This is a genomic window from Bradyrhizobium sp. WSM3983 (assembly GCF_000473045.1).
Lineage (GTDB): Bacteria > Pseudomonadota > Alphaproteobacteria > Rhizobiales > Xanthobacteraceae > Bradyrhizobium.
Genome location: NZ_AXAY01000003.1, coordinates 1 through 17,323, shown reverse-complemented (window position 1 = coordinate 17,323; position 17,323 = coordinate 1). Strand labels below are relative to the sequence as shown.

Annotated in this window: 17 protein-coding genes and 1 pseudogene; 6 read left to right on the top strand and 12 right to left on the bottom strand. The window is 63.3% G+C overall.

Annotation, left to right across the window (positions count from 1 at the left end):
* Positions 1–11: 11 nt before the first annotated feature.
* The 5 genes from YUA_RS0105190 to YUA_RS47845 all read right to left on the bottom strand — a co-directional run bounded on the left by YUA_RS0105190 (position 12) and on the right by YUA_RS47845 (position 4,736).
* Positions 12–1,190, bottom strand: a complete 1,179-nt coding sequence (locus tag YUA_RS0105190) for an aminotransferase class V-fold PLP-dependent enzyme (protein WP_027529715.1) — start codon at positions 1,188–1,190, stop codon at positions 12–14.
* Between the two features lie 85 nt (positions 1,191–1,275).
* Positions 1,276–1,833, bottom strand: a complete 558-nt coding sequence (locus YUA_RS0105185) for a CAP domain-containing protein (protein WP_027529714.1) — start codon at positions 1,831–1,833, stop codon at positions 1,276–1,278.
* Between the two features lie 94 nt (positions 1,834–1,927).
* Positions 1,928–3,022, bottom strand: coding sequence for a serine/threonine protein kinase (locus YUA_RS0105180; RefSeq protein WP_027529713.1), 1,095 nt, complete (start codon positions 3,020–3,022; stop codon positions 1,928–1,930).
* Between the two features lie 7 nt (positions 3,023–3,029).
* The gene (gene trmFO / locus YUA_RS0105175) at positions 3,030–4,457 is read right to left on the bottom strand and encodes a methylenetetrahydrofolate--tRNA-(uracil(54)-C(5))-methyltransferase (FADH(2)-oxidizing) TrmFO (RefSeq protein WP_027529712.1); all 1,428 of its coding nucleotides are present in this window, start codon (positions 4,455–4,457) and stop codon (positions 3,030–3,032) included.
* 126 nt (positions 4,458–4,583) lie between these two features.
* The gene (locus tag YUA_RS47845; protein ID WP_007590701.1) at positions 4,584–4,736 is read right to left on the bottom strand and encodes a DUF1127 domain-containing protein; all 153 of its coding nucleotides are present in this window, start codon (positions 4,734–4,736) and stop codon (positions 4,584–4,586) included.
* Between the two features lie 608 nt (positions 4,737–5,344).
* Here YUA_RS47845 and YUA_RS0105165 point away from each other — a divergent pair.
* Positions 5,345–5,671: a hypothetical protein gene (locus YUA_RS0105165; protein WP_027529711.1), complete on the top strand. Its 327-nt coding sequence runs from the start codon at positions 5,345–5,347 to the stop codon at positions 5,669–5,671.
* Between the two features lie 100 nt (positions 5,672–5,771).
* Here the strand turns inward: YUA_RS0105165 and YUA_RS0105160 are convergent, their stop codons facing one another.
* Together YUA_RS0105160 and YUA_RS0105155 are read right to left on the bottom strand one after the other, a co-directional pair.
* Positions 5,772–6,596: a lytic murein transglycosylase gene (locus YUA_RS0105160; RefSeq protein ID WP_027529710.1), complete on the bottom strand. Its 825-nt coding sequence runs from the start codon at positions 6,594–6,596 to the stop codon at positions 5,772–5,774.
* 144 nt (positions 6,597–6,740) lie between these two features.
* Complete coding sequence (locus tag YUA_RS0105155; protein ID WP_027529709.1) at positions 6,741–7,643, bottom strand: DUF2189 domain-containing protein; 903 nt, start codon at positions 7,641–7,643, stop codon at positions 6,741–6,743.
* 332 nt (positions 7,644–7,975) lie between these two features.
* On the opposite strand from YUA_RS0105155, the gene YUA_RS0105150 reads away from it, so the two are divergent.
* Positions 7,976–8,395, top strand: coding sequence for a DUF3597 domain-containing protein (locus YUA_RS0105150; protein WP_027529708.1), 420 nt, complete (start codon positions 7,976–7,978; stop codon positions 8,393–8,395).
* 54 nt (positions 8,396–8,449) lie between these two features.
* On the opposite strand, the gene YUA_RS0105145 is transcribed toward YUA_RS0105150, so the two are convergent.
* The gene (locus tag YUA_RS0105145) at positions 8,450–8,737 is read right to left on the bottom strand and encodes a GNAT family N-acetyltransferase (protein WP_027529707.1); all 288 of its coding nucleotides are present in this window, start codon (positions 8,735–8,737) and stop codon (positions 8,450–8,452) included.
* A 104-nt stretch (positions 8,738–8,841) separates the two neighbouring features.
* Between YUA_RS0105145 and YUA_RS0105140 the strand changes: the two genes are divergently transcribed.
* Together YUA_RS0105140 and YUA_RS0105135 are read left to right on the top strand one after the other, a co-directional pair.
* On the top strand, positions 8,842–9,777 hold the full coding sequence (locus tag YUA_RS0105140; RefSeq protein WP_027529706.1) for a tetratricopeptide repeat protein: 936 nt from the start codon (positions 8,842–8,844) through the stop codon (positions 9,775–9,777).
* Positions 9,778–9,960: 183 nt separating this feature from the next.
* Entirely contained in the window at positions 9,961–10,359 is a 399-nt protein-coding gene (locus YUA_RS0105135) for an SPW repeat protein (protein ID WP_027529705.1), read from the top strand.
* Between the two features lie 49 nt (positions 10,360–10,408).
* Here YUA_RS0105135 and YUA_RS0105130 read toward each other — a convergent pair whose 3' ends face one another.
* The 3 genes and pseudogenes from YUA_RS0105130 to YUA_RS0105120 form a co-directional block, all read right to left on the bottom strand.
* Positions 10,409–10,684 carry a GNAT family N-acetyltransferase gene (locus YUA_RS0105130; protein WP_027529704.1) on the bottom strand — a complete coding sequence of 92 codons (276 nt, stop codon included), beginning with the start codon at positions 10,682–10,684 and terminating at the stop codon, positions 10,409–10,411.
* 11 nt (positions 10,685–10,695) lie between these two features.
* Positions 10,696–11,212: pseudogene (locus YUA_RS43515) on the bottom strand (DUF3828 domain-containing protein).
* Positions 11,213–11,303: 91 nt separating this feature from the next.
* The gene (locus YUA_RS0105120) at positions 11,304–11,618 is read right to left on the bottom strand and encodes a hypothetical protein (RefSeq protein WP_027529703.1); all 315 of its coding nucleotides are present in this window, start codon (positions 11,616–11,618) and stop codon (positions 11,304–11,306) included.
* Between the two features lie 178 nt (positions 11,619–11,796).
* Here YUA_RS0105120 and YUA_RS0105115 point away from each other — a divergent pair, with 178 nt between their 5' ends.
* Both YUA_RS0105115 and YUA_RS0105110 read left to right on the top strand, forming a co-directional pair.
* Positions 11,797–13,404, top strand: coding sequence for an acyl-CoA synthetase (locus YUA_RS0105115; protein ID WP_027529702.1), 1,608 nt, complete (start codon positions 11,797–11,799; stop codon positions 13,402–13,404).
* Positions 13,405–13,413: 9 nt separating this feature from the next.
* Entirely contained in the window at positions 13,414–14,274 is an 861-nt protein-coding gene (locus YUA_RS0105110) for a PCC domain-containing protein (RefSeq protein WP_027529701.1), read from the top strand.
* Between the two features lie 254 nt (positions 14,275–14,528).
* On the opposite strand, the gene YUA_RS0105105 is transcribed toward YUA_RS0105110, so the two are convergent.
* Entirely contained in the window at positions 14,529–16,598 is a 2,070-nt protein-coding gene (locus tag YUA_RS0105105) for a DUF1217 domain-containing protein (protein WP_027529700.1), read from the bottom strand.
* Between the last annotated feature and the right edge of the window lie 725 nt (positions 16,599–17,323).

The window sequence follows — 17,323 nt, the reverse complement described above, 5'->3', positions numbered from 1 at the left end:
CCGGCGCCATGCTATCGCGGCGCCAGACCCGCGAGGAGGGCGATCAGCCGATCGATCTCGGCGTCCGTGTTGTAATAATGCGGAGATGCCCGCACCAGGGGTGGCAGCGCGCGGACTTCGGCATCGATACGGGTGCTCGACGGATCCGAGGCGCCGATGGTGATGCCGGCTGCGGCGGCGCTGCTGACGATCGCGTCCGCCTCACGGCCCTCCATCGTGAAGCTGACGATCGCGCCCGGCGCACGGCCGAGGTCGCGAATGGTGATGCCGCTGATGGCGCCGAGGCCGTTGCGGAGACGGTCCGCCAGCAGGCGGCAGCGCTGCTCGATCGGGCCGAGGCCGATTGCAAGGGCGTAATCGATGGCAGCGCCGAGCCCGAGCCGGGCGGCGTAATTGTTCTCCCAGGTCTCGAACCGACGGGCATCGTCACGAAGCTGATAGTGGTCCCGCGAGACCCAGGGCGCCGCGAAATGGTCGATCATCGGCGGCTCAAGCTGCTGCAGCAACGACCGGCGGACGTAAAGGAAGCCGGTGCCGCGCGGGCCGCGCAGGAATTTGCGGCCCGTGGCGGACAGCATGTCACAGCCGATCGTTTCGACGTCGACCTGCATCTGGCCGACCGCCTGGCAGGCATCAAGCAAATAGGGGATGCCGCGTGCGCGCGCGATCCTGCCGACAGCCGCGGCGGGATTGACCAGCCCGCCATTCGTCGGAACCCAGGTCATGGCGATGAGCTTCACCCGGTCATCGATCATGCGTGCGAGCGCCTCGACGTCGAGCTCGCCGCTGGCATCGCTCGGCACAATGTCGATGACCGCGCCGGTGCGCTTGGCAACCTGAAGAAAGGCGACATAGTTGGTGGCGTATTCCGCCTCGGCGGTCAGGGTCCGGTCGCCGGCGCGAAACGGCAGCGCATAGAACGCCATCTGCCAGGCGACTGTCGCGTTCTCCATAAGCGCGATCTCGTCCGGCGCGGCATTCAGCAAGCGCGCCACCGAGCCGTAGACCGCGTCAAGCCGGTCGGACTCGCGGTCGGCGGCGGCATAGCCTCCGATCTCGCTCTCCAGATCGATATGACGCTTCATCGCCGCGACGACGGCCGTGGGCATCAGAGACGCTCCCGCGTTGTGAAGGTACGCCAGCCGAGAGGCGGCCGGAGTGTCGGCACGTATCCGATCGATGTCGATCACGCGCATCTCTCCTTCTCGCGATCCTGCGAAATGGATTAGACGCGCCGAACGAGGTGAGCAAGCGAGGAACAGGCCCGGCTTTGTCTCAGATGCAGAGGCCGAGCAGCTTGACATGGCAATTGCTGGATTTGGGCTTGCTGGCGGGCGCGACCTCGCGTTTCACGACCACCAGCGGCTCACTGTCCTTCTTGCGCTTGCCCGGCTTCGGCTCGTAGTCGCCGGCGATCACCATCGCCCAATAGGTGCGCTTGCCGCTGGCGTTCCTCGCGCTCGCAATGCCAACGCGGGAGGCGTTGTGCAGCAGCAGGTTCTTGCGGTGACCCGAGGATTCGATCCACTGACCGAGCGTCTTCTCGAAGTTGTCGTAGCCATAGGCAATGTTCTCGGCAGCGCGGCCCGCGCCAGACGGGGCAACGCGCCTGTTGAACGGGCCGAGGGCGTCGTGGCTGAGATCGTCCTTGGCCGCCATCGCGCGCGCCTGGTCCATCGCGATGCGGTCGAGCGTTGTGTCGCGTACGACGCGGCCCTCACGGTGTTTCAGCCGGAAGCCGGAGATCTGTTCGGCAGGGGACTCCGCGGCCATCACCGGCGCGGCCGCCAGCAGCATGAGACCTGCGATCAGCAGGGCCGCGCGGCGCCTCATGGTCCCCCAGCGATCCATCGTTCCCCAAGCCAGTGCAATCCCCGGCTTCTCCCCCGGCATTGTGGACGCTTCATGGCGCAGCGCGCCCCTTAGTCTAACTGGTGGGCAGGTCCGCCTCGAAGTTGAAGCGGTCGCGCAGGTTCTTGCGCTGCTCCAGGATGTCCTTGAGGAAGGCGCGGTCCTGGTCGTTCTTCATCATCGGCTCGATCAGGTCGAGCTGGTTCATGGCGACCAGTTGCAGGATCTCGGTGCGCGGCTTGCCGCTGGTGTCGCGCGGCAGCGCATGGACGACCTGGATATGTTCCGGCGGCTTCGGCCCCTTCGCAGCGGTGAGCTCGTTGCGGAGCTGGTCCTCGAGCGCGGCCTGATCCGCTTCCACGAACGCATAGAGCCCGACGCCGGAGCGGCGGTCGGCAAAGGCGACGATGGCGGTGTCGCGCACCGCGGGGTTCTGTCGGATCAGCGCAGCCAGCACCGGCGCGTCATTGACGAGGCGGCGGCCGCCGCCCTCGCGGTCGGTGAAGTTGAATAGGCCGCGCGTGATGGCGCGATAGACCTTTTTGCCGGTGGCGAGCCACAGGCTCGCGGCGAAGGACTTCTTCGCCAGCATCTTTCGCTCGCGCGGCGTCAGCGCCTCGGGTGCGTAGGAGCGCTTGTGCTTGAGCAGATGGCGGAGGTCTTCGTAGGCGAGGATGCGATAGAGCCGGCCACGCCGGTTGAAGCAGGCGGCGAGCTGGAAGTCGGTCACATAGGCAAGGCCGTCACGGCCGACCAGCCAGTTTTGCTCCTTGGCGAGATCGTTGTGGCAGATCCCGGCGCGGCGCAGGCGGCGCAGTGCTGCCTTGGCCGATTGGAAATAGGCGAGATCGCCATGAGGCTTTGCCAGATGCAGCGCGACGCCGTCCACGAAGCCGCGCACCAGAGCGCGGCGGCCAGCCCATAGCAGTTCGGGGCCGACGTTGAGGCCCTTGGCGAGCGCCAACGCATGCTTCTCGCGGGCGAACAGATGGCGCGCGAGGAGGAACGACCACCACGGGACTTCATCGAGCCGGCGCAGCACCGCGTCGACCTCGCCGCTGTCAGCGCGGAAGCGGCCGCGCTCGACGGTCGAGAACACGTCGCGCTTGAGCAGCACGCCCTCGGTCCAGCGCGCCGAGAGCACCGCGGCGTCGTCTTTCGGGAGACTCATCGAAAACTCACGCGGCTGCGGCAATGCGCAAATGATCGGCGATCCAGCGATCGAGGTCGGCGAGCGCCAAGGCACTCATCGCCTGCTTCTTGGCCACCGTTTTCTCGTTGCCGCGCAGACGCGTGCCGTCGGGCTTTTTCGTCGGTGCGGTCGCGAGCGGCGGGAACAAGCCGAAATTGATGTTCATCGGCTGGAACGAGCGCGTGCCCGGCTCGATGATCTCGATATGGCCGCCGGTGATGTGGCCGAGCAGGGATCCGAGCGCCGTGGTGCCCGGCGGGCTCGCCAGGGTTGCGCCGCGCGCGTCGGCTGCGGCATAGAGGCCGGCGATCAGGCCGACGCTGGCGGACTCCACATAGCCTTCGCAGCCCGTCATCTGACCGGCAAAGCGCAACCGCGGCTGCGCGCGCAGGCGCAACTGGCCGTCGAGCAGTTTTGGCGAATTGAGGAAGGTGTTGCGATGCAGGCCGCCGAGGCGGGCAAATTCGGCCTTCTCCAGCCCCGGAATGGTGCGGAAGATGCGCTGCTGCTCACCATATTTCAGCTTGGTCTGGAAGCCGACGATGTTGTAGAGCGTGCCGAGCTTGTTGTCCTGGCGCAGCTGCACGATTGCATAGGCCTTCGTCGCGGGATCGTGCGGATTGGTGAGGCCGACCGGCTTCATCGGGCCGTGGCGCAGCGTCTCGGGGCCGCGCTCCGCCATCACCTCGATCGGCAGGCAGCCGTCGAAATAGGGCGTGTTGGTCTCCCACTCCTTGAACTCGGTCTTCTCGCCTGAGATCAACGCGGCGACGAAGCCGTCATACTGCTCCTTGGTCATGGGGCAGTTGATGTAGTCGGCACCGGTGCCGCCGGGGCCGACCTTGTCGTAGCGCGACTGGAACCAGGCCACCGACATGTCGATGGATTCCCGATGCACAATCGGCGCAATCGCATCGAAGAAGGCGAGCGCGTTCTCGTCGGTCAGCTCGCGGATAGCGTCGGCCAAAGGCGCGGAGGTGAGGGGGCCAGTCGCAACGATCACGTTGCTCCAGTCGGCCGGCGGCAGGCCTGCGATCTCGCCGCGGGCGATCTCGATCAGCGGATGGTCGTTCAGCGCCTTGGTGACGGCGGCCGAGAAGCCGTCGCGGTCGACGGCGAGCGCGCCGCCGGCAGGGACCTGGTTGGCATCGGCCGCGCGCATGATCAGCGAACCGAGGCGGCGCATCTCGGCATGGAGCAGGCCGACCGCGTTGTTGGCAGCGTCGTCCGAGCGGAATGAATTGGAGCAGACGAGCTCGGCGAGCCCGTCGGTGCGGTGCGCCTCGGTCATGCGGTCCGGCCGCATCTCGTGCAGCACCACGGGTACGCCTGATTTTGCCACCTGCCAGGCGGCTTCGGAACCGGCAAGGCCGGCGCCGATGACGTGCACAATATTGGATAGGGGTCCTGTCATGGGGCGGACAGGTAGCGCTTTTCCGCGGTCAGTGGAATCGCCGAGATCGAGTTTTCTGCCACCGGATGCGACAACGCCCGCACGAGGCGGGCGCTATCGGTTCGTCCGGTTAAGGGCTGAACGATATCAGCCCTGATACTGACCGGCGGCAACGCGCGGGATGTCCGAGCGATCGAGGCCGATGTCGGCCAGTTCGCGATCGCTGAGCTGGGACAGCTCGGCAACATTGCGCTGATAGTCCCGGAAAGCCTGGATCATGCGGATGAGCGAGAGCAGCATTGGTAGTCTCCTGTAGTTCGATTCAGCCCTTGCCCGGGCGTCATCGTTGAAATGAATATAGGTGAGAGTGGTGCACTGCGAAAGTTCCGATGTTGCGATGCAGCTAAGCGAAGAACGCATGGCATCGGTAAGAGACGATTAACCTGTCGGCGGTCCTGCCCAACAGCTAGGCGAAACTCGTCGTGATATGCAATAAATGCCCGCAAAATCACGGATTTACCGATCTGGTTTGCAGTTCCGTTCGTCCCGGGAATTAGTTACATTCCCGTGACCTTCAAGACCTCTCGACAGCTTGTAGGCCCAAGTCGGGCATGCGCGAATCGCATGAATTGTTGTTTATAAATATGAATATAAATTCATCTTTTCTGTCCGGAGTGAGGGAAGGCCAAAAGGCGCCAAGCAGGTCTCAGCAGCTCGCAGTGAGATGGGACCGTCAGGCTTGTGGACCCCATTCCAAGGTGCGCCGCACACACGCTGAGCGTGCAGGTGCGGATTACAAAGTTGTAATGAAAATCAGAAATTTCGCATGCGGCTCTGCGCAGCACGCAACATCACGCAATTCTCGCGGGAAATTTATTGCGGCAAGTTGCCGCGTCGGCAGCAAAGTCATGTTGCAGATTCCGGCAATGTCGCTGGGTCTGTCGCAAGAACAAGAGAAGGAAAGTAACATCATGACGAAGTTACTCGGGGTTATCGCAATTGCCGCCGTCGCATTCGCCGTCGCTCCGGCCCAGGCCGCCAAGCACAGCGTGGGTGGCTGCAGCGGGGCCAATCTGGAAAAGACGGAGGCCGCGATCGAGAACATGGCTGACGGCGACATCAAGTTCGTCGCCGAGAAGGAGATCACGGCTGCGCAGGACGCGATGCTCAACGGCAAAATGGGTGCGTGCGGCATGCACCTGAACAAGGCGATGCAAGCCACCATGGGCAAGTAAACGGGCAAGTAAACGGGCAAGTAAAGGGTAGGTAAACGCAATCCAAGAGAGGGCCGGTCGCGAGGCGATCGGCCCTACGCGTTTTGTGTCCAGGCGTGCCTTAAGGGGCGTGGGCGAGTTGGGTGGCAAAATAGGCCACCGTCTTGGAATAGACCTCGCTCTTGTTCCACTGCTGGAGCACCGCGAAGTTCGGGCTGCCCGGCTGCCAGTCCTTGCCCTTCTGCCAGCCATAACCGGCGAGATAGTTGGCGGTGGAGGCGAGCACGTCGGGCGCGTTGTGCAGCAGGTCGCGCTTGCCGTTGCCGTCGAAATCGACGGCATATTTCATCCAGGATGACGGCATGAACTGGGTCTGGCCGAGCTCGCCGGCCCAGGCGCCCTTCATGTCGGCTGGCGCAAGATCGCCGCGCTGGACGATGCGCAGCGCATCCATCAACTCGGCGCGAAACTGGTCGGCGCGCCGGCAATCATAGGCCAGCGTCGCCAGCGAGCGGATCGTCGCGAACTTGCCGGTGTTGACGCCGAAATCTGTCTCAAGACCCCAGATCGCGACCAGCACCTCGCCCGGCACGCCATAGGTTTGCTCGATGCGCGACAGCACCGAGCCGTACTGCTTCATCATGTTGGAGCCGCGTGTCATCCGCGGTGGCACCATGCGACCGGAAAACTCTTCGAAGGTCTGGGTGAAGACCTTTTGCGATTTGTCACGGTTCAGCACGCTTTGGTCCAGGGTCACGCCGGCAAGTCCGGCGGTGATGGCCTGCTGCGAGATGCCCTTGGCCGCGGCCTCGGCTTTGAAGTCGGCGAGCCAGGCGTCGAAATTGCCCGAGCCGCAGGCGACCGCAGCGAGCGCGGGTTCGGCGGACAGGATTGACGCTGAGAGGGCGAAGGCTGCGAGAGCGAGACGAGAAATCGTCAGGGTCATTCGAGTAAATTGATTCCGTGAAGTGGCATGACCGGCGCCGGCAATGTCGATTGTAACCGCGGCCAAAGCAAGGCGTATGACAGCAGCCGATCCCGCCCGGGACCCGGACGGGATCGGCTGCAACGAGATCGTCAGGCGTCCATCCTACTCCCTATTCCGCCACGGGAAGAGATTGGCGGGGAAATCGGCCGCCGGCTTGCGCGGACGCTGCGGCGGGGGCGGCACCGGCCGCGCGCCGGGCTCGGAGACGATGACCTTGCGGTAGAGATGCCAGGTGGCGTGGCCGAGCAGGGGGATGACGACGGCAAGCCCGAGGAATGCGGGGATCGTTCCGAGCACCAGCAGCACCGCCACGATCAGGCCCCAGGCCGCCATCGGCACCGGGTTTTTGGCGACGACGCGCAGTGAGGTGACCATCGCTTCCAGAGCGCCGGCATGGCGGTCGAGCATCAGCGGGAATGATACGGCACTGATGCAGAGCGCGGCGAGCGCAAACAGGAAGCCCGCGCCGCAGCCGATCACGATCAGCCACCAGCCCTGCGACGTCATCAGCACGCGCGTCACGAAGTCCGAGATTCCCGTCACGCCCTCGTAGCCGAACGCCGCGACATAGATCGCCTGCGCGGTCGCGACCCAGGTCACGAACAATGCGAGCAGCAGCGTGCCGAGGCCGAGCATGGCACCGAAGGAGGGCGAGCGCAGCACGTCCATGGCATCCCAGGCGCTGGCCTCTTCATAGCGTTCGCGACGGCTCGAGAGCTCATAGAGGCCGAGTGCTGCGAACGGTCCGATCAGGGCGAAGCCCGCGGCCAGCGGAAACAACAGCGGTATCACCGAATAGCCCATTGCGACGCGCGCGATCACGAGGCCGAGCACCGGATAGATCACGCAGAGGACGATGGCGTGGCTCGGAACCGCCTTGAAGTCTTCCCAGCCGCGCTTGAGCGCGTCGTGCAGGTCGGAAAGTTGGATGGTTCGGATTACCGGTCCAGCCGCATCTGCGGTCTGGCCCACCGTGGGGACATTGCCCTGGTAGAACGTGGCCATGGTCGCTAGCTCCCTTGCCATGCAGCCGAATTCGGCGCCGGCAACGGCGCAAGCGGCCGCTCTTCTGACTTGCGCGAGTCCAACCCGACGCGAATTCCGGATGGCATCGCGCGCTGAGCGACAAACGTACGCCCATTTCCGAGTCCTGTCCCTCACGCTTGGGTGAATTTCGATGCCGCAATGCAACCTCGATGACGTCATCCGGTCGTCATTTCGCCGCAGATAAGCTGATGCTGTTTGTGGTTCGCGGAACTTCGCGGGCGCAACGACGTAACTTCGTCTATAAGTGCCCACTCAGGGCCTTCCAACGGGATCCTTTTCGGGGAGCAGACATGAGCATTTTCGGGAAAATCATGGGCGCAATCTTCGGCAGCCATCCGGCTTCCGCTGCGCCCGCCGGCGGCGCACCCGCGAGCAGCGCGCCTGCGCCTGCAGGGGCCGCACCGAGCGGATCGGCACCAGCGTCTGCGCCGGCTGCCGCGCCTGCGGCAACGGTAGATGTTGCTGCGATCGTCGACGCGGCCGTCGCCGCGCACAAGGGCGAGAAGCTGGAATGGCGAACCTCGATCGTCGACCTCATGAAGGCGCTCGACGTCGATTCGAGTCTTGCCGCGCGCAAGGATCTCGCCAAGGAGCTTGGCTACACCGGCGACACGAACGACTCAGCCAGCATGAACGTCTGGCTGCACAAGCAGGTGATGTCCAAGCTCGCCGCCAATGGCGGCAAGCTGCCGCCTGAAATCAGGCACTGACCGACGAGCATCGGTCGACGCCAGGGGGCCCGCGATCTCGCGGGCCCTTTTGCGTTAGGCAACGAGATCCGCATCCTCGGGATGCTTGTCGAGATAATCGACGACGAAGCCGCAGCCCGCGATCACCTTATTGCCGTCGCGGCGGATCAGATCGAGCGCACCCTTGATCAACTCGGACGCAATGCCGCGACCGCGCAGTGCGCGCGGCGTCTCGGTGTGGGTGATGATGATAGCCGACGGCGTCAGCCGGTAATTGGCGAAGGCGAGCTCATGACCGGCCTCTTGGCCGACATCAAGCTCGAAGCGGCTCCTGTCCTTGTTGTCACGTACCGATGCCGCCATCCCTGATCCTTCCGAAGCGATGCTTATTCCCTGATCTAGGCGCCTGAACCCTGCCTTGCCAAGGTACGACCAAGGGAGGTTGCCGCAGGGGAGATATCTGCAAAATGCGTGTCCCGCTCAGCCTCATAGCCTTGCTCGTCGTAGGCGTCTTGACAGCGCCCGTCCCGGCCGCAGCCGAAGGCGGTCCGGCCTGGGAGGCCTGTGTGGGACTGGCCAGCACGCCGGACGAGCGGGTGAAGGCCTGCTCGACCGTGATCGATACCACGAGCGAGACCGGCCCGAGGCTCGCCGGCGCCTATTGCAACCGCGGGCATGGCTTGACCGAGAAGCGCGAACTCGATGCGGCGCTGTCCGACCTCGACGAAGCGGTGCGCCTCGATCCGACCTACGCCTGCGCCTTCAACAATCGCGGCCGCGTCTACAGCTTCAAGCACGACTATGATCGCGCCATTGCCGAGTACGACCAGGCCATCAAGCTCGATCCGTCGCTGGCGATGGCCTACAGCAACCGCGGCGAGTCTCGCTACAACAAGGGCGACATCGACGGCGCCCTTGCCGATTTCGACGCCGCGATCAAGCGCGATCCCAGCTATGCCATGGCCTATGCCAATCGCGGCTACGTCTATGCCCGCAAGCACGACACCGCGCATGCGCTCGCCGACTACACCATGCGGATCAAGCTCGCGCCCGATCTGCTCGCTTATATCGACCGCGGCAACGTCTATCGCGACAGCGAGCAGCTCGACCGCGCCGCCGCCGACTATGGCGAGGCGATCCGCGTCGCACCGACCGATGCGCGCGGCTGGCGTAATCGCGGCATGATCCGGCTTTACCTCGGCGACAACAAGGGCGGCCTCGCCGATTACGACAAGGCCCTGCTATACGATCCGACCGACGTGCTCTCCTGGAACAATCGCGGCCAGGCCAGGATGCGGCTCGGCGACAAGCAGGGTGCGATTGCCGATTTCAAGAAGGCGCTGGAATTGAAACCGGGCCTGCCGACGGCGCGCGATGCGCTCCAGAAGCTGGGCGCGCTGTAGCGCCGAAAGAGTTAGCATCGCGCCGCGACTCCAAATAATCCTCAAGGCCGCTCTTGCAAGTTCCAAGGTGGTTCCCACGTCCTTCATCAGGACATACGCCCGAATGCGGCCGGCGGGTCGCTAGACATTCGGAGTGTCATGGTCGCCAGCCGCTGACGTATGCCTCTTTTGTAGGAGGGTACGATGTCGGACTTTGGTTTCTTGAATACTCATCGAACATGGGAAGATTGGTGCGGCATGCTGCTCGGCGCCCTGATCGCCGCCTCGCCATGGTTTCCCATCCACGACGAAGCGGTGACGGCCGGACATCAGATGGTCGTCTTGAACACGGTCGCCATCGGCTTGGTCGTATTTGGCCTTAGCCAGCTCGAATATGTAGCGTTGCAGCGGTGGCAAGAGGTGACGACGATCGTCGTCGGACTGTGGCTCATCGCCTCGCCCTATGCCCTCGGCTATTCCGGTGAAGGCTTTCTCCGCCTCTACCACACGAGTCTCGGCGCGGTGGTGGTGCTGCTCGGGGTGCTCCAGCTCTGGCAGGACTGGGATCTGAGCGACCAGGATATGCTGAGGCACGGTCAATAAGCCGTAGATATCGGCAGGCCCGCCAGGTACGGGCGGCGGGCCTGTGCTCTCATCTCTTCACAAGATCCGCATAGTCCGGATGCTTCTCGATCCACGCCTTCACGAACGGGCATTGCGGGATCAGCTTCAGGCCGCTAGCGCGGACCTGGTCGAGCGCGCCTTGCACCAGTTTTGAGCCGACGCCTTTGCCGCCGAGTTCCTTCGGCACATCGGTATGCTCGAACGTGATGACATTGCCGTCGAGCTTGTAATGCTCGGTCGCGAGGTGGCCCTCCACCTCGAGTTCGTAGCGGTGATGCGCCCTGTTGTTGATGACGTCGCTCATGATGTCTCCGGTCAGCTCTTCAGCGCATCCGTCAGCACCTTGCGGATCGACCAGGCCTCGCCGTCGGAGGAGCCCTTGATGTCGTCGATCTTCCAGCTGTTGGCCTCGCGCACGAAGTCGTAACGCACGATCTGGTCGGCGGGTTTGCGGTCGTTGCGGTGGCCGGTGATGGTCACCGCGAGCCTCGCCTTGTCGGCCTCCGCCTTCTCCGCGTCAACCTTGAACGACTTCACGTCGGGTTCCTGCGAATTGGTGACAGGATCGAAATCGATCGGCCCGACGTCGCCCTTCGGCGTATGCGCGTCCGCTTTGGCCCACAGCGCGATCAGTGCCTTGGAGAGATATTTTGCTTTGGCCGCCTTGTTTTCGGTGACGAAGGCGGCGCCGCCATCGCCCTTGCCCTTGGCAGCGCGGGTGTAAATCGCAGTCAGAATGGCCTGCGGGGTCGTTGGGGGCCGGCGCCTGAGCGAAGGCGGGCGTGATGGCTGCGAAGAGAGAGGCGGCGATGAGGCTGCGGCGGGTGAGCATGGATCGTCCCTGAGATGATGGCACGCGACGATAGGCCGGAATGGCCATGTCGGCGAGGTATCTCAGTAGACCGGCACAACAGCCGTTCGGTTCAATCCGCCGCCTTGGCGAGCCGCGAATCTTCCGGCTGTTGTTGCGGGCGGAGGCAGCCCTGGCAGATGACCAGCGAGCGATTGACCTTGGCGTCCTGCTCGGCGTCGATGCCGTCGCGCTCGGGCCGGGCAGCCATGCGAGTTGCGCGCGCGGGCTCGGGAATGGAACGCTGCCGATCGGGATCCTCTCCGGCGCCATCCCAGGCGTAGCGCGCGGGCCTGAAGGCTGGATCGGAGGTGAGATGCGCTTGCGGGGCCACAGCACACCCGGTCAGCGCCAGCGTGAGCAGGAAAACGACGGGCGCTTTGACCATGATGCGGCACTCTGTATGCGAGAACTGATGCAGGTTGCGCCGATCATGTTTAAAATTCCTTGAACGCGCGCATGGATGACACCCGGTTAGCGGCCTTGCGAGGCCGCTCTTGATGACGATAAATGGGCCGCAATAATCGGACGGCGAGCGCGCCGTCTGCCGTCGAAGAGGAAGCCCCATGCAGCCGCTCCGCATGTCCCGCCGCGTCATGAATCTCGCTTATATGTTGACCCAGAATGCGCGGCGGCATGGATCGCGCCCAGGTTTCGTCTGGGGTGACAAATCCTGGACCTGGCGCGAGATCGATGCGCAGGTCTCCGCGCTGGCGGCGGCACTTGCCGCGCGCGGAATCGTCAAGGGCGACCGCATCCTCGTCCATTCCAAGAATGGCGACGAGATGTTCTTCTCGATGTTTGCGGCGTTCCGGCTCGGCGCGGTCTGGGTGCCCACCAATTTCCGCCTGATGCCCGACGAGGTGGCCTACCTCGCGCAGGCCTCCGGCGCGAAGGCGTTTCTGTGCCATGTCGATTTTCCCGAGCACGCGGCGGCTGTGAACGGCGGCGCGCTGGAATTCACCTGGAGCATCGACGGCAAGGCCTCGTTCGGCGAGAGGTCGGTGGCCGACGCTGTCGCCTCGCAGGCAGGTCAAGTGGTCGAGAACGTTGCCGTCGAGCACGACGATCCCTGCTGGTTCTTCTTCACCTCGGGCACGACGGGCCGCTCCAAGGCTGCGGTGCTGACACACGGCCAGATGGGCTTTGTCGTCACCAATCATCTCGCTGACCTCACGCCTGGTGTGACGGAGGCCGATGCGTCGCTGGTGGTGGCGCCGCTGTCGCATGGCGCCGGCGTGCATCAGCTGGTGCAGACCGCGCGCGGCGTCTGCACCGTGCTGCTGCCGACCGAGAAGTTCGACATCGACGAGGCGTTCCGCCTGATCGCTGCGCATCGGGTATGCAATCTCTTCACGGTGCCGACGATTTTGAAGATGATGGTCGAGCATCCCGCCGCCGACAAATACGATCATTCCTCGCTGCGCCACGTCATCTATGCCGGCGCGCCGATGTATCGCGAGGACCAGAAGGCGGCGCTGAAGAAGCTCGGCAAGATCATCGTGCAGTATTTTGGTCTCGGCGAGGTCACCGGCAACATCACCGTGCTGCCGGCGGCGCTGCACGATCCCGAGGACGGCCCTCATGCGAAAATCGGCACCTGCGGCTTTGAGCGCACCGGCATGCAGGTCTCGATCCAGGACGACGAGGGCCGCGAGCTCAAGGCCAACCAGAGCGGTGAGATCTGCGTGATCGGGCCCGCCGTGCTCGCCGGCTACTACGATAATCCCGAAGCCAATGCGAAGGCGTTCCGCAACGGCTGGTTCCGCACCGGCGATCTCGGGCATATGGACGAGGAGGGGTTTGTCTACATCACGGGCCGCGCCTCAGACATGTACATCTCCGGCGGCTCCAACATCTATCCGCGCGAGATCGAGGAGAAGATCTTGACGCATCCTGCGGTCGGTGAGGTCGCCGTGCTCGGCGTGCCCGATGCGACCTGGGGCGAGGTGGGAATCGCCGTCTGCGTTGCGCGCGACGGCGCGAAGCCCGTGAGCGAAGCCGAGATGGCGGCATTCCTGCTGCCGAAGGTACCGCGCTACAAGATGCCGAAGCGGTTCTTCTTCTGGGAGGCGCTGCCGAAATCCGGCTATGGCAAGGTGCCGAAGCGCATGGTGCGCGACGAGCTCGAGGCGCGCGGGCTGCTCGATCTCGACAAGACCAAGACGGGCTGAGCGCGGGTCATGCGGAGTATCAAGCAGCCGGGCGCGCCCGTCACTGAGCGCATCCAATGGGTGGAAGCGAGGGGGCGCGCCTTCGCGTTCACGCTTCAAGCGGGGCTGCCGCTGCTCGAAGCAGCGCGGCGCGGTTTCGCGGCGGAAGGTTTTGCCGGCGGCGTGCTGAATTTCGGCCACGGCGCGCTCGGTTCGTTCGGTTACGTGATGCCGGCGCTGTCGAAGACCGGCGCGAACGCGGCCTTCTACAGCGATACGTACCGGCCCGCGGGCGTGACGCGCACCAGGCTCGGCAGCATGACGCTCGGCATGCGCGACGGTGCGCCGTTCTTTCATTGCCACGGGCTGTGGACCGAGGCGGACGGCAAGGCGAGCGGCGGCCACATGCTGCCGGACGAGACTGTCGTCGCCGAGCCGTTCGAGGTTCAGGCCTTCGGCATCGATGGCGCGATGTTCACGGCGGAGCCCGACCCCGAGACCAATTTCCAGCTGTTCGGGCCGGTCGCCGCCGCGAGCACCGGCGCGCGCACGGCCAGCCGCTCCTTTGCGCTGCGGCTGCGGCCCAACCAGGATTTTGCCGGTTGCCTCGAAGCCTTTTGCAAGGCTCATGGCATTGCGCGCGCAAAAATCCATGGCGGCGTCGGTTCGACCATCGGCGCGCGTTTCACCCATGGCGGCGTGACCGACCCGTTTGCCACGGAGCTCGCGATAACCGCCGGGACGATTGCGCCTGCCACGTCCGGCGTGCCGGAGGCTGCGCTCGACGTCGCCCTGATCGACTACACCGGCGGCATCGCCGAGGGCCGCCTGGTCCGCGGCGACAATCCCGTGCTGATGACGATGGAGCTGGTACTGGAGGTCTTGGAGTAGCCTCCGCCCCCGCAATGGCGCGGAAGGCCAATCGGACGATCAACCTGCCTGCGCCGCGCGGAAATCGCTCGACGGGCCAGGCCGGCCGACGCGGCTTGATGTGGCTTTGGCCGAAGGCTTCATCGTTCTTCATTCGAGCCGTGAGAGGACATGCCTCAGCATTCTCACGGCACGTCGTCTGCAAGGCGCCACGATCCATCCGCATCAACCGTCAGGCCTTCCTGTTGTGCCGTCGCAGCGGATACGTCGAGCCATCACCACGGGCTGGCGCGCATTTTTGCCATGGCCAAATATGTCGATTCACTGAAGCCTGATGTCCCTGAACTCGATCCCTGAAAGAGGTCGAGCACGGGCGAGTAGGTCTGACTGGCGTTCTTCGCGTCATACATGGCCGAGAAGCGGCTCAGCAGCTTCGCAACTTTCGTGGGATCCCCGAGATCTCTAAGATTGAGGTATTTTTCCACGATCTTGGCTTGCTGATCGATCTGCATTGAAGCCATCTGGTCAGGCAAATCGTAGGTGGTCCTGAACACCTCCGAAAGAGCCTTGTCGGCAAGGATGTCATAGGCGGAGGTGATTTCCCCGGCCTTGCGCTGGAAATACAGCGCAAGGCGGACTCCGGGATTCGTATCGCCCTGCTGCTGCTCCAGGCTTTGCTCGAGATAGTTCTTTTGCGTTGCCAGGAATTGATCGCGCTTTTGCGGACCGATCATCGGAAGACGCGCGACGTTGCCCTTGCTGTCAAAATTGAACGATGCTGCGATCTCGGCAAAGCGAGGATCGCTCTCCGTGTTTGCGAAGCTCTTGGGATCGTTCAGATCAGAGGCGAAGATCTTCTTCAGATAGGCGGTGGTCACTTTCGCGGGGTCCAGACCCTTGGCGACCAGAATGAAGTCGACCATCTTCTTGTTTGCGAGCAGGTCGGAAACGCTGCTGATGTCGCCGATCGATTGTTGATAGTCCGTCGCGTCCTTCTGCGCTTGAGCCTTGACTTTCGCCTGGTCCTGCTTGCTTGCAGATTTCAGTTTCGCAATAACGTAATCCTTCGCAATATCGAGGACTTCCGCCGAATCCTGCGCCGCCAGGGGCGTCGTCAGATTGCCTTTTGCGTCAAAGTTGAACGCGCGCGCGAGCTTGACGTATCGATCGTCCTTGAGCGTATAGACGTAGCTCTTGGGATCGTTGAGGTCGCTTTCAAGGACAGCCTTCACAGTGGACTGCGAGACTTGTGTGGGATCGAGGCCGACGGCCGCCAGTGCAAAATTATACGCGCCCGGCGTGGACACGAGCGTCTGGAGTGACGTCACATTGGGGATGAATTTTCTGAATTGCCCGATGACCAGGGCTTCCTGCAACGGGCTTGCCGCCGCATAGACGGCCGACTTGCTGTCGTCAAAGCTCTGGGTCGTGCTGGTGAGATTTGCGGCAGTCTGCGCAGGTGTCCCCGGTGGAAGCGATCCGTCGGCGGAAAACTCGAACGCGCCGGCCAGATTCATGAACCGTCCGGACGTCGTGATGGCGTCGTTGGTGCTGGAGATGCTGCTCACGGCCGACTGCAGGCGATATCTTTCGACCAATATCTGCACATTCAGCTGATTGACGTCGGCGCCGGGCTGCGACAGTTGCGCCGTGTAGTCGGCGATCTTCGAACTGGCGTCGGTTGCATCTGATTTGGCTTGCGCAAGCTGGGCGTTCAGGCCATTCAGCTGAGACGAGAACGTGACGTTGACGTAGCTGTTCGGATCGGATGGATCGCTGGACAGGACCTGCTTGATCGTGTCACGCGGCCATTTGCTTTGATCGATCCCGAATGCCGAGGCGACGTAGTTGCGAAGGCGATCGTCGTTGAGAAGCTGGTCGGCACTGGTCACGCTGCCGATCGTGGCGTTGTAGTAGCTCGTATCGGCGGCGACGGCATCGACATTGCTCTTCATGGCCGCCGTGTACAGGTCGATGATATCGTCGGTCTGGTCGCCCGATTGCGCAACCTTCGTTTCACCGCCACCGAAGGAAAATGCCGCGGCAAAATCGCGGTAGCGCTTGTCGATCAGCGTGTTGGCAAAGCTCTTTGCGTCCGAGAGATTGCTTTGCAGCACTTTTTTCATGAAAGCCTTGGCATAGGCCATGTCTTCCAGGCCATAGGCTTTCGTGACGTAATGATACAGGCGATAGTCGTTCATCAGATCGTCAACGGTGTGCACCTTGCCGATGTTGGCTTTGTAATAGGCGGCATCGCGCGATACGTCCGATTGCTGCGCCACCCGCGTCAGGGTCTGTGCGAGATTGCGCGCGACGTAGCTATAGCCAAAATAGGTGGACACCATGGGGAATTCCTGACGGCTCGGCGGTCCTGGACGTCCGTCAATCATTGCCGGGTCGCAAGGCAGGGGCTGGCCTCATGCCAGCACAGAAACATTGTTACAATTCATTACTGCGATTCTGGGCGACAACCTTAGGTGTCGCTTTGCGTCCAAGTGCCGCATCGTTTGGATCTCTCCGGCAAGCCTCCCGCAAGCAAGACGTGCGTAAGCTTCATCGTCCCATTGGCATCTGCAATTGCGGACACGCTTTCAGTCCTCGCGGCACGTCGGTGCCCGAGCTTTGCGGCACTTGCCGCCGTCGAAGTTGACGAGGGCGCAGGGAAGGCCGGGTGCCGGCTGGCACCCGCGGTCCACTGTGCGAAGATGCGCTACGAAGAGCTGCACAGCGGCATACAGGTGAAGCCAAACATCCGGCCTTCCCGCGCAGTGGTTTGACGGCTTATGTCGCGCTCTTGTGTCCGGAAAATCTGCCAGAATGTGCGAACGGGCGGTTCTGACCAACCGCCCGTCGCTGGATCTGAGCCCGTTCGTGCTCGAAGGCCTTGAGCCTGTCGGGGAGCGAGGGACAGATCCGGTGTCTTCCTCAACCCGAACAGTTGCATGGGCTTTGAGCCCGAACCGAGCAAGGAAGGGAGTGGATGATGGCACAAAACGATGTCGTTGTCGCCGGTATCGACGTGGCCAAGGACAAGGTGGATGTGTGCGTTCGCTCATTGTCGCAACGGCAG

Coding starts and splice junctions, on each gene's coding strand:
- YUA_RS0105130 (WP_027529704.1), bottom strand. CDS start 10,684: ATGAGCGACGTCATCAACAACAGGGCGCATCACCGCTACGAACTCGAG.
- YUA_RS0105145 (WP_027529707.1), bottom strand. CDS start 8,737: ATGGCGGCATCGGTACGTGACAACAAGGACAGGAGCCGCTTCGAGCTT.
- YUA_RS0105120 (WP_027529703.1), bottom strand. CDS start 11,618: ATGGTCAAAGCGCCCGTCGTTTTCCTGCTCACGCTGGCGCTGACCGGG.
- YUA_RS0105155 (WP_027529709.1), bottom strand. CDS start 7,643: ATGGCCACGTTCTACCAGGGCAATGTCCCCACGGTGGGCCAGACCGCA.
- YUA_RS0105135 (WP_027529705.1), top strand. CDS start 9,961: ATGTCGGACTTTGGTTTCTTGAATACTCATCGAACATGGGAAGATTGG.
- YUA_RS0105180 (WP_027529713.1), bottom strand. CDS start 3,022: ATGAGTCTCCCGAAAGACGACGCCGCGGTGCTCTCGGCGCGCTGGACC.
- YUA_RS0105140 (WP_027529706.1), top strand. CDS start 8,842: ATGCGTGTCCCGCTCAGCCTCATAGCCTTGCTCGTCGTAGGCGTCTTG.
- YUA_RS0105110 (WP_027529701.1), top strand. CDS start 13,414: ATGCGGAGTATCAAGCAGCCGGGCGCGCCCGTCACTGAGCGCATCCAA.
- trmFO (WP_027529712.1), bottom strand. CDS start 4,457: ATGACAGGACCCCTATCCAATATTGTGCACGTCATCGGCGCCGGCCTT.
- YUA_RS0105115 (WP_027529702.1), top strand. CDS start 11,797: ATGCAGCCGCTCCGCATGTCCCGCCGCGTCATGAATCTCGCTTATATG.
- YUA_RS0105185 (WP_027529714.1), bottom strand. CDS start 1,833: ATGAGGCGCCGCGCGGCCCTGCTGATCGCAGGTCTCATGCTGCTGGCG.
- YUA_RS0105165 (WP_027529711.1), top strand. CDS start 5,345: ATGTTGCAGATTCCGGCAATGTCGCTGGGTCTGTCGCAAGAACAAGAG.
- YUA_RS47845 (WP_007590701.1), bottom strand. CDS start 4,736: ATGCTGCTCTCGCTCATCCGCATGATCCAGGCTTTCCGGGACTATCAG.
- YUA_RS0105105 (WP_027529700.1), bottom strand. CDS start 16,598: ATGGTGTCCACCTATTTTGGCTATAGCTACGTCGCGCGCAATCTCGCA.
- YUA_RS0105160 (WP_027529710.1), bottom strand. CDS start 6,596: ATGACCCTGACGATTTCTCGTCTCGCTCTCGCAGCCTTCGCCCTCTCA.
- YUA_RS0105150 (WP_027529708.1), top strand. CDS start 7,976: ATGAGCATTTTCGGGAAAATCATGGGCGCAATCTTCGGCAGCCATCCG.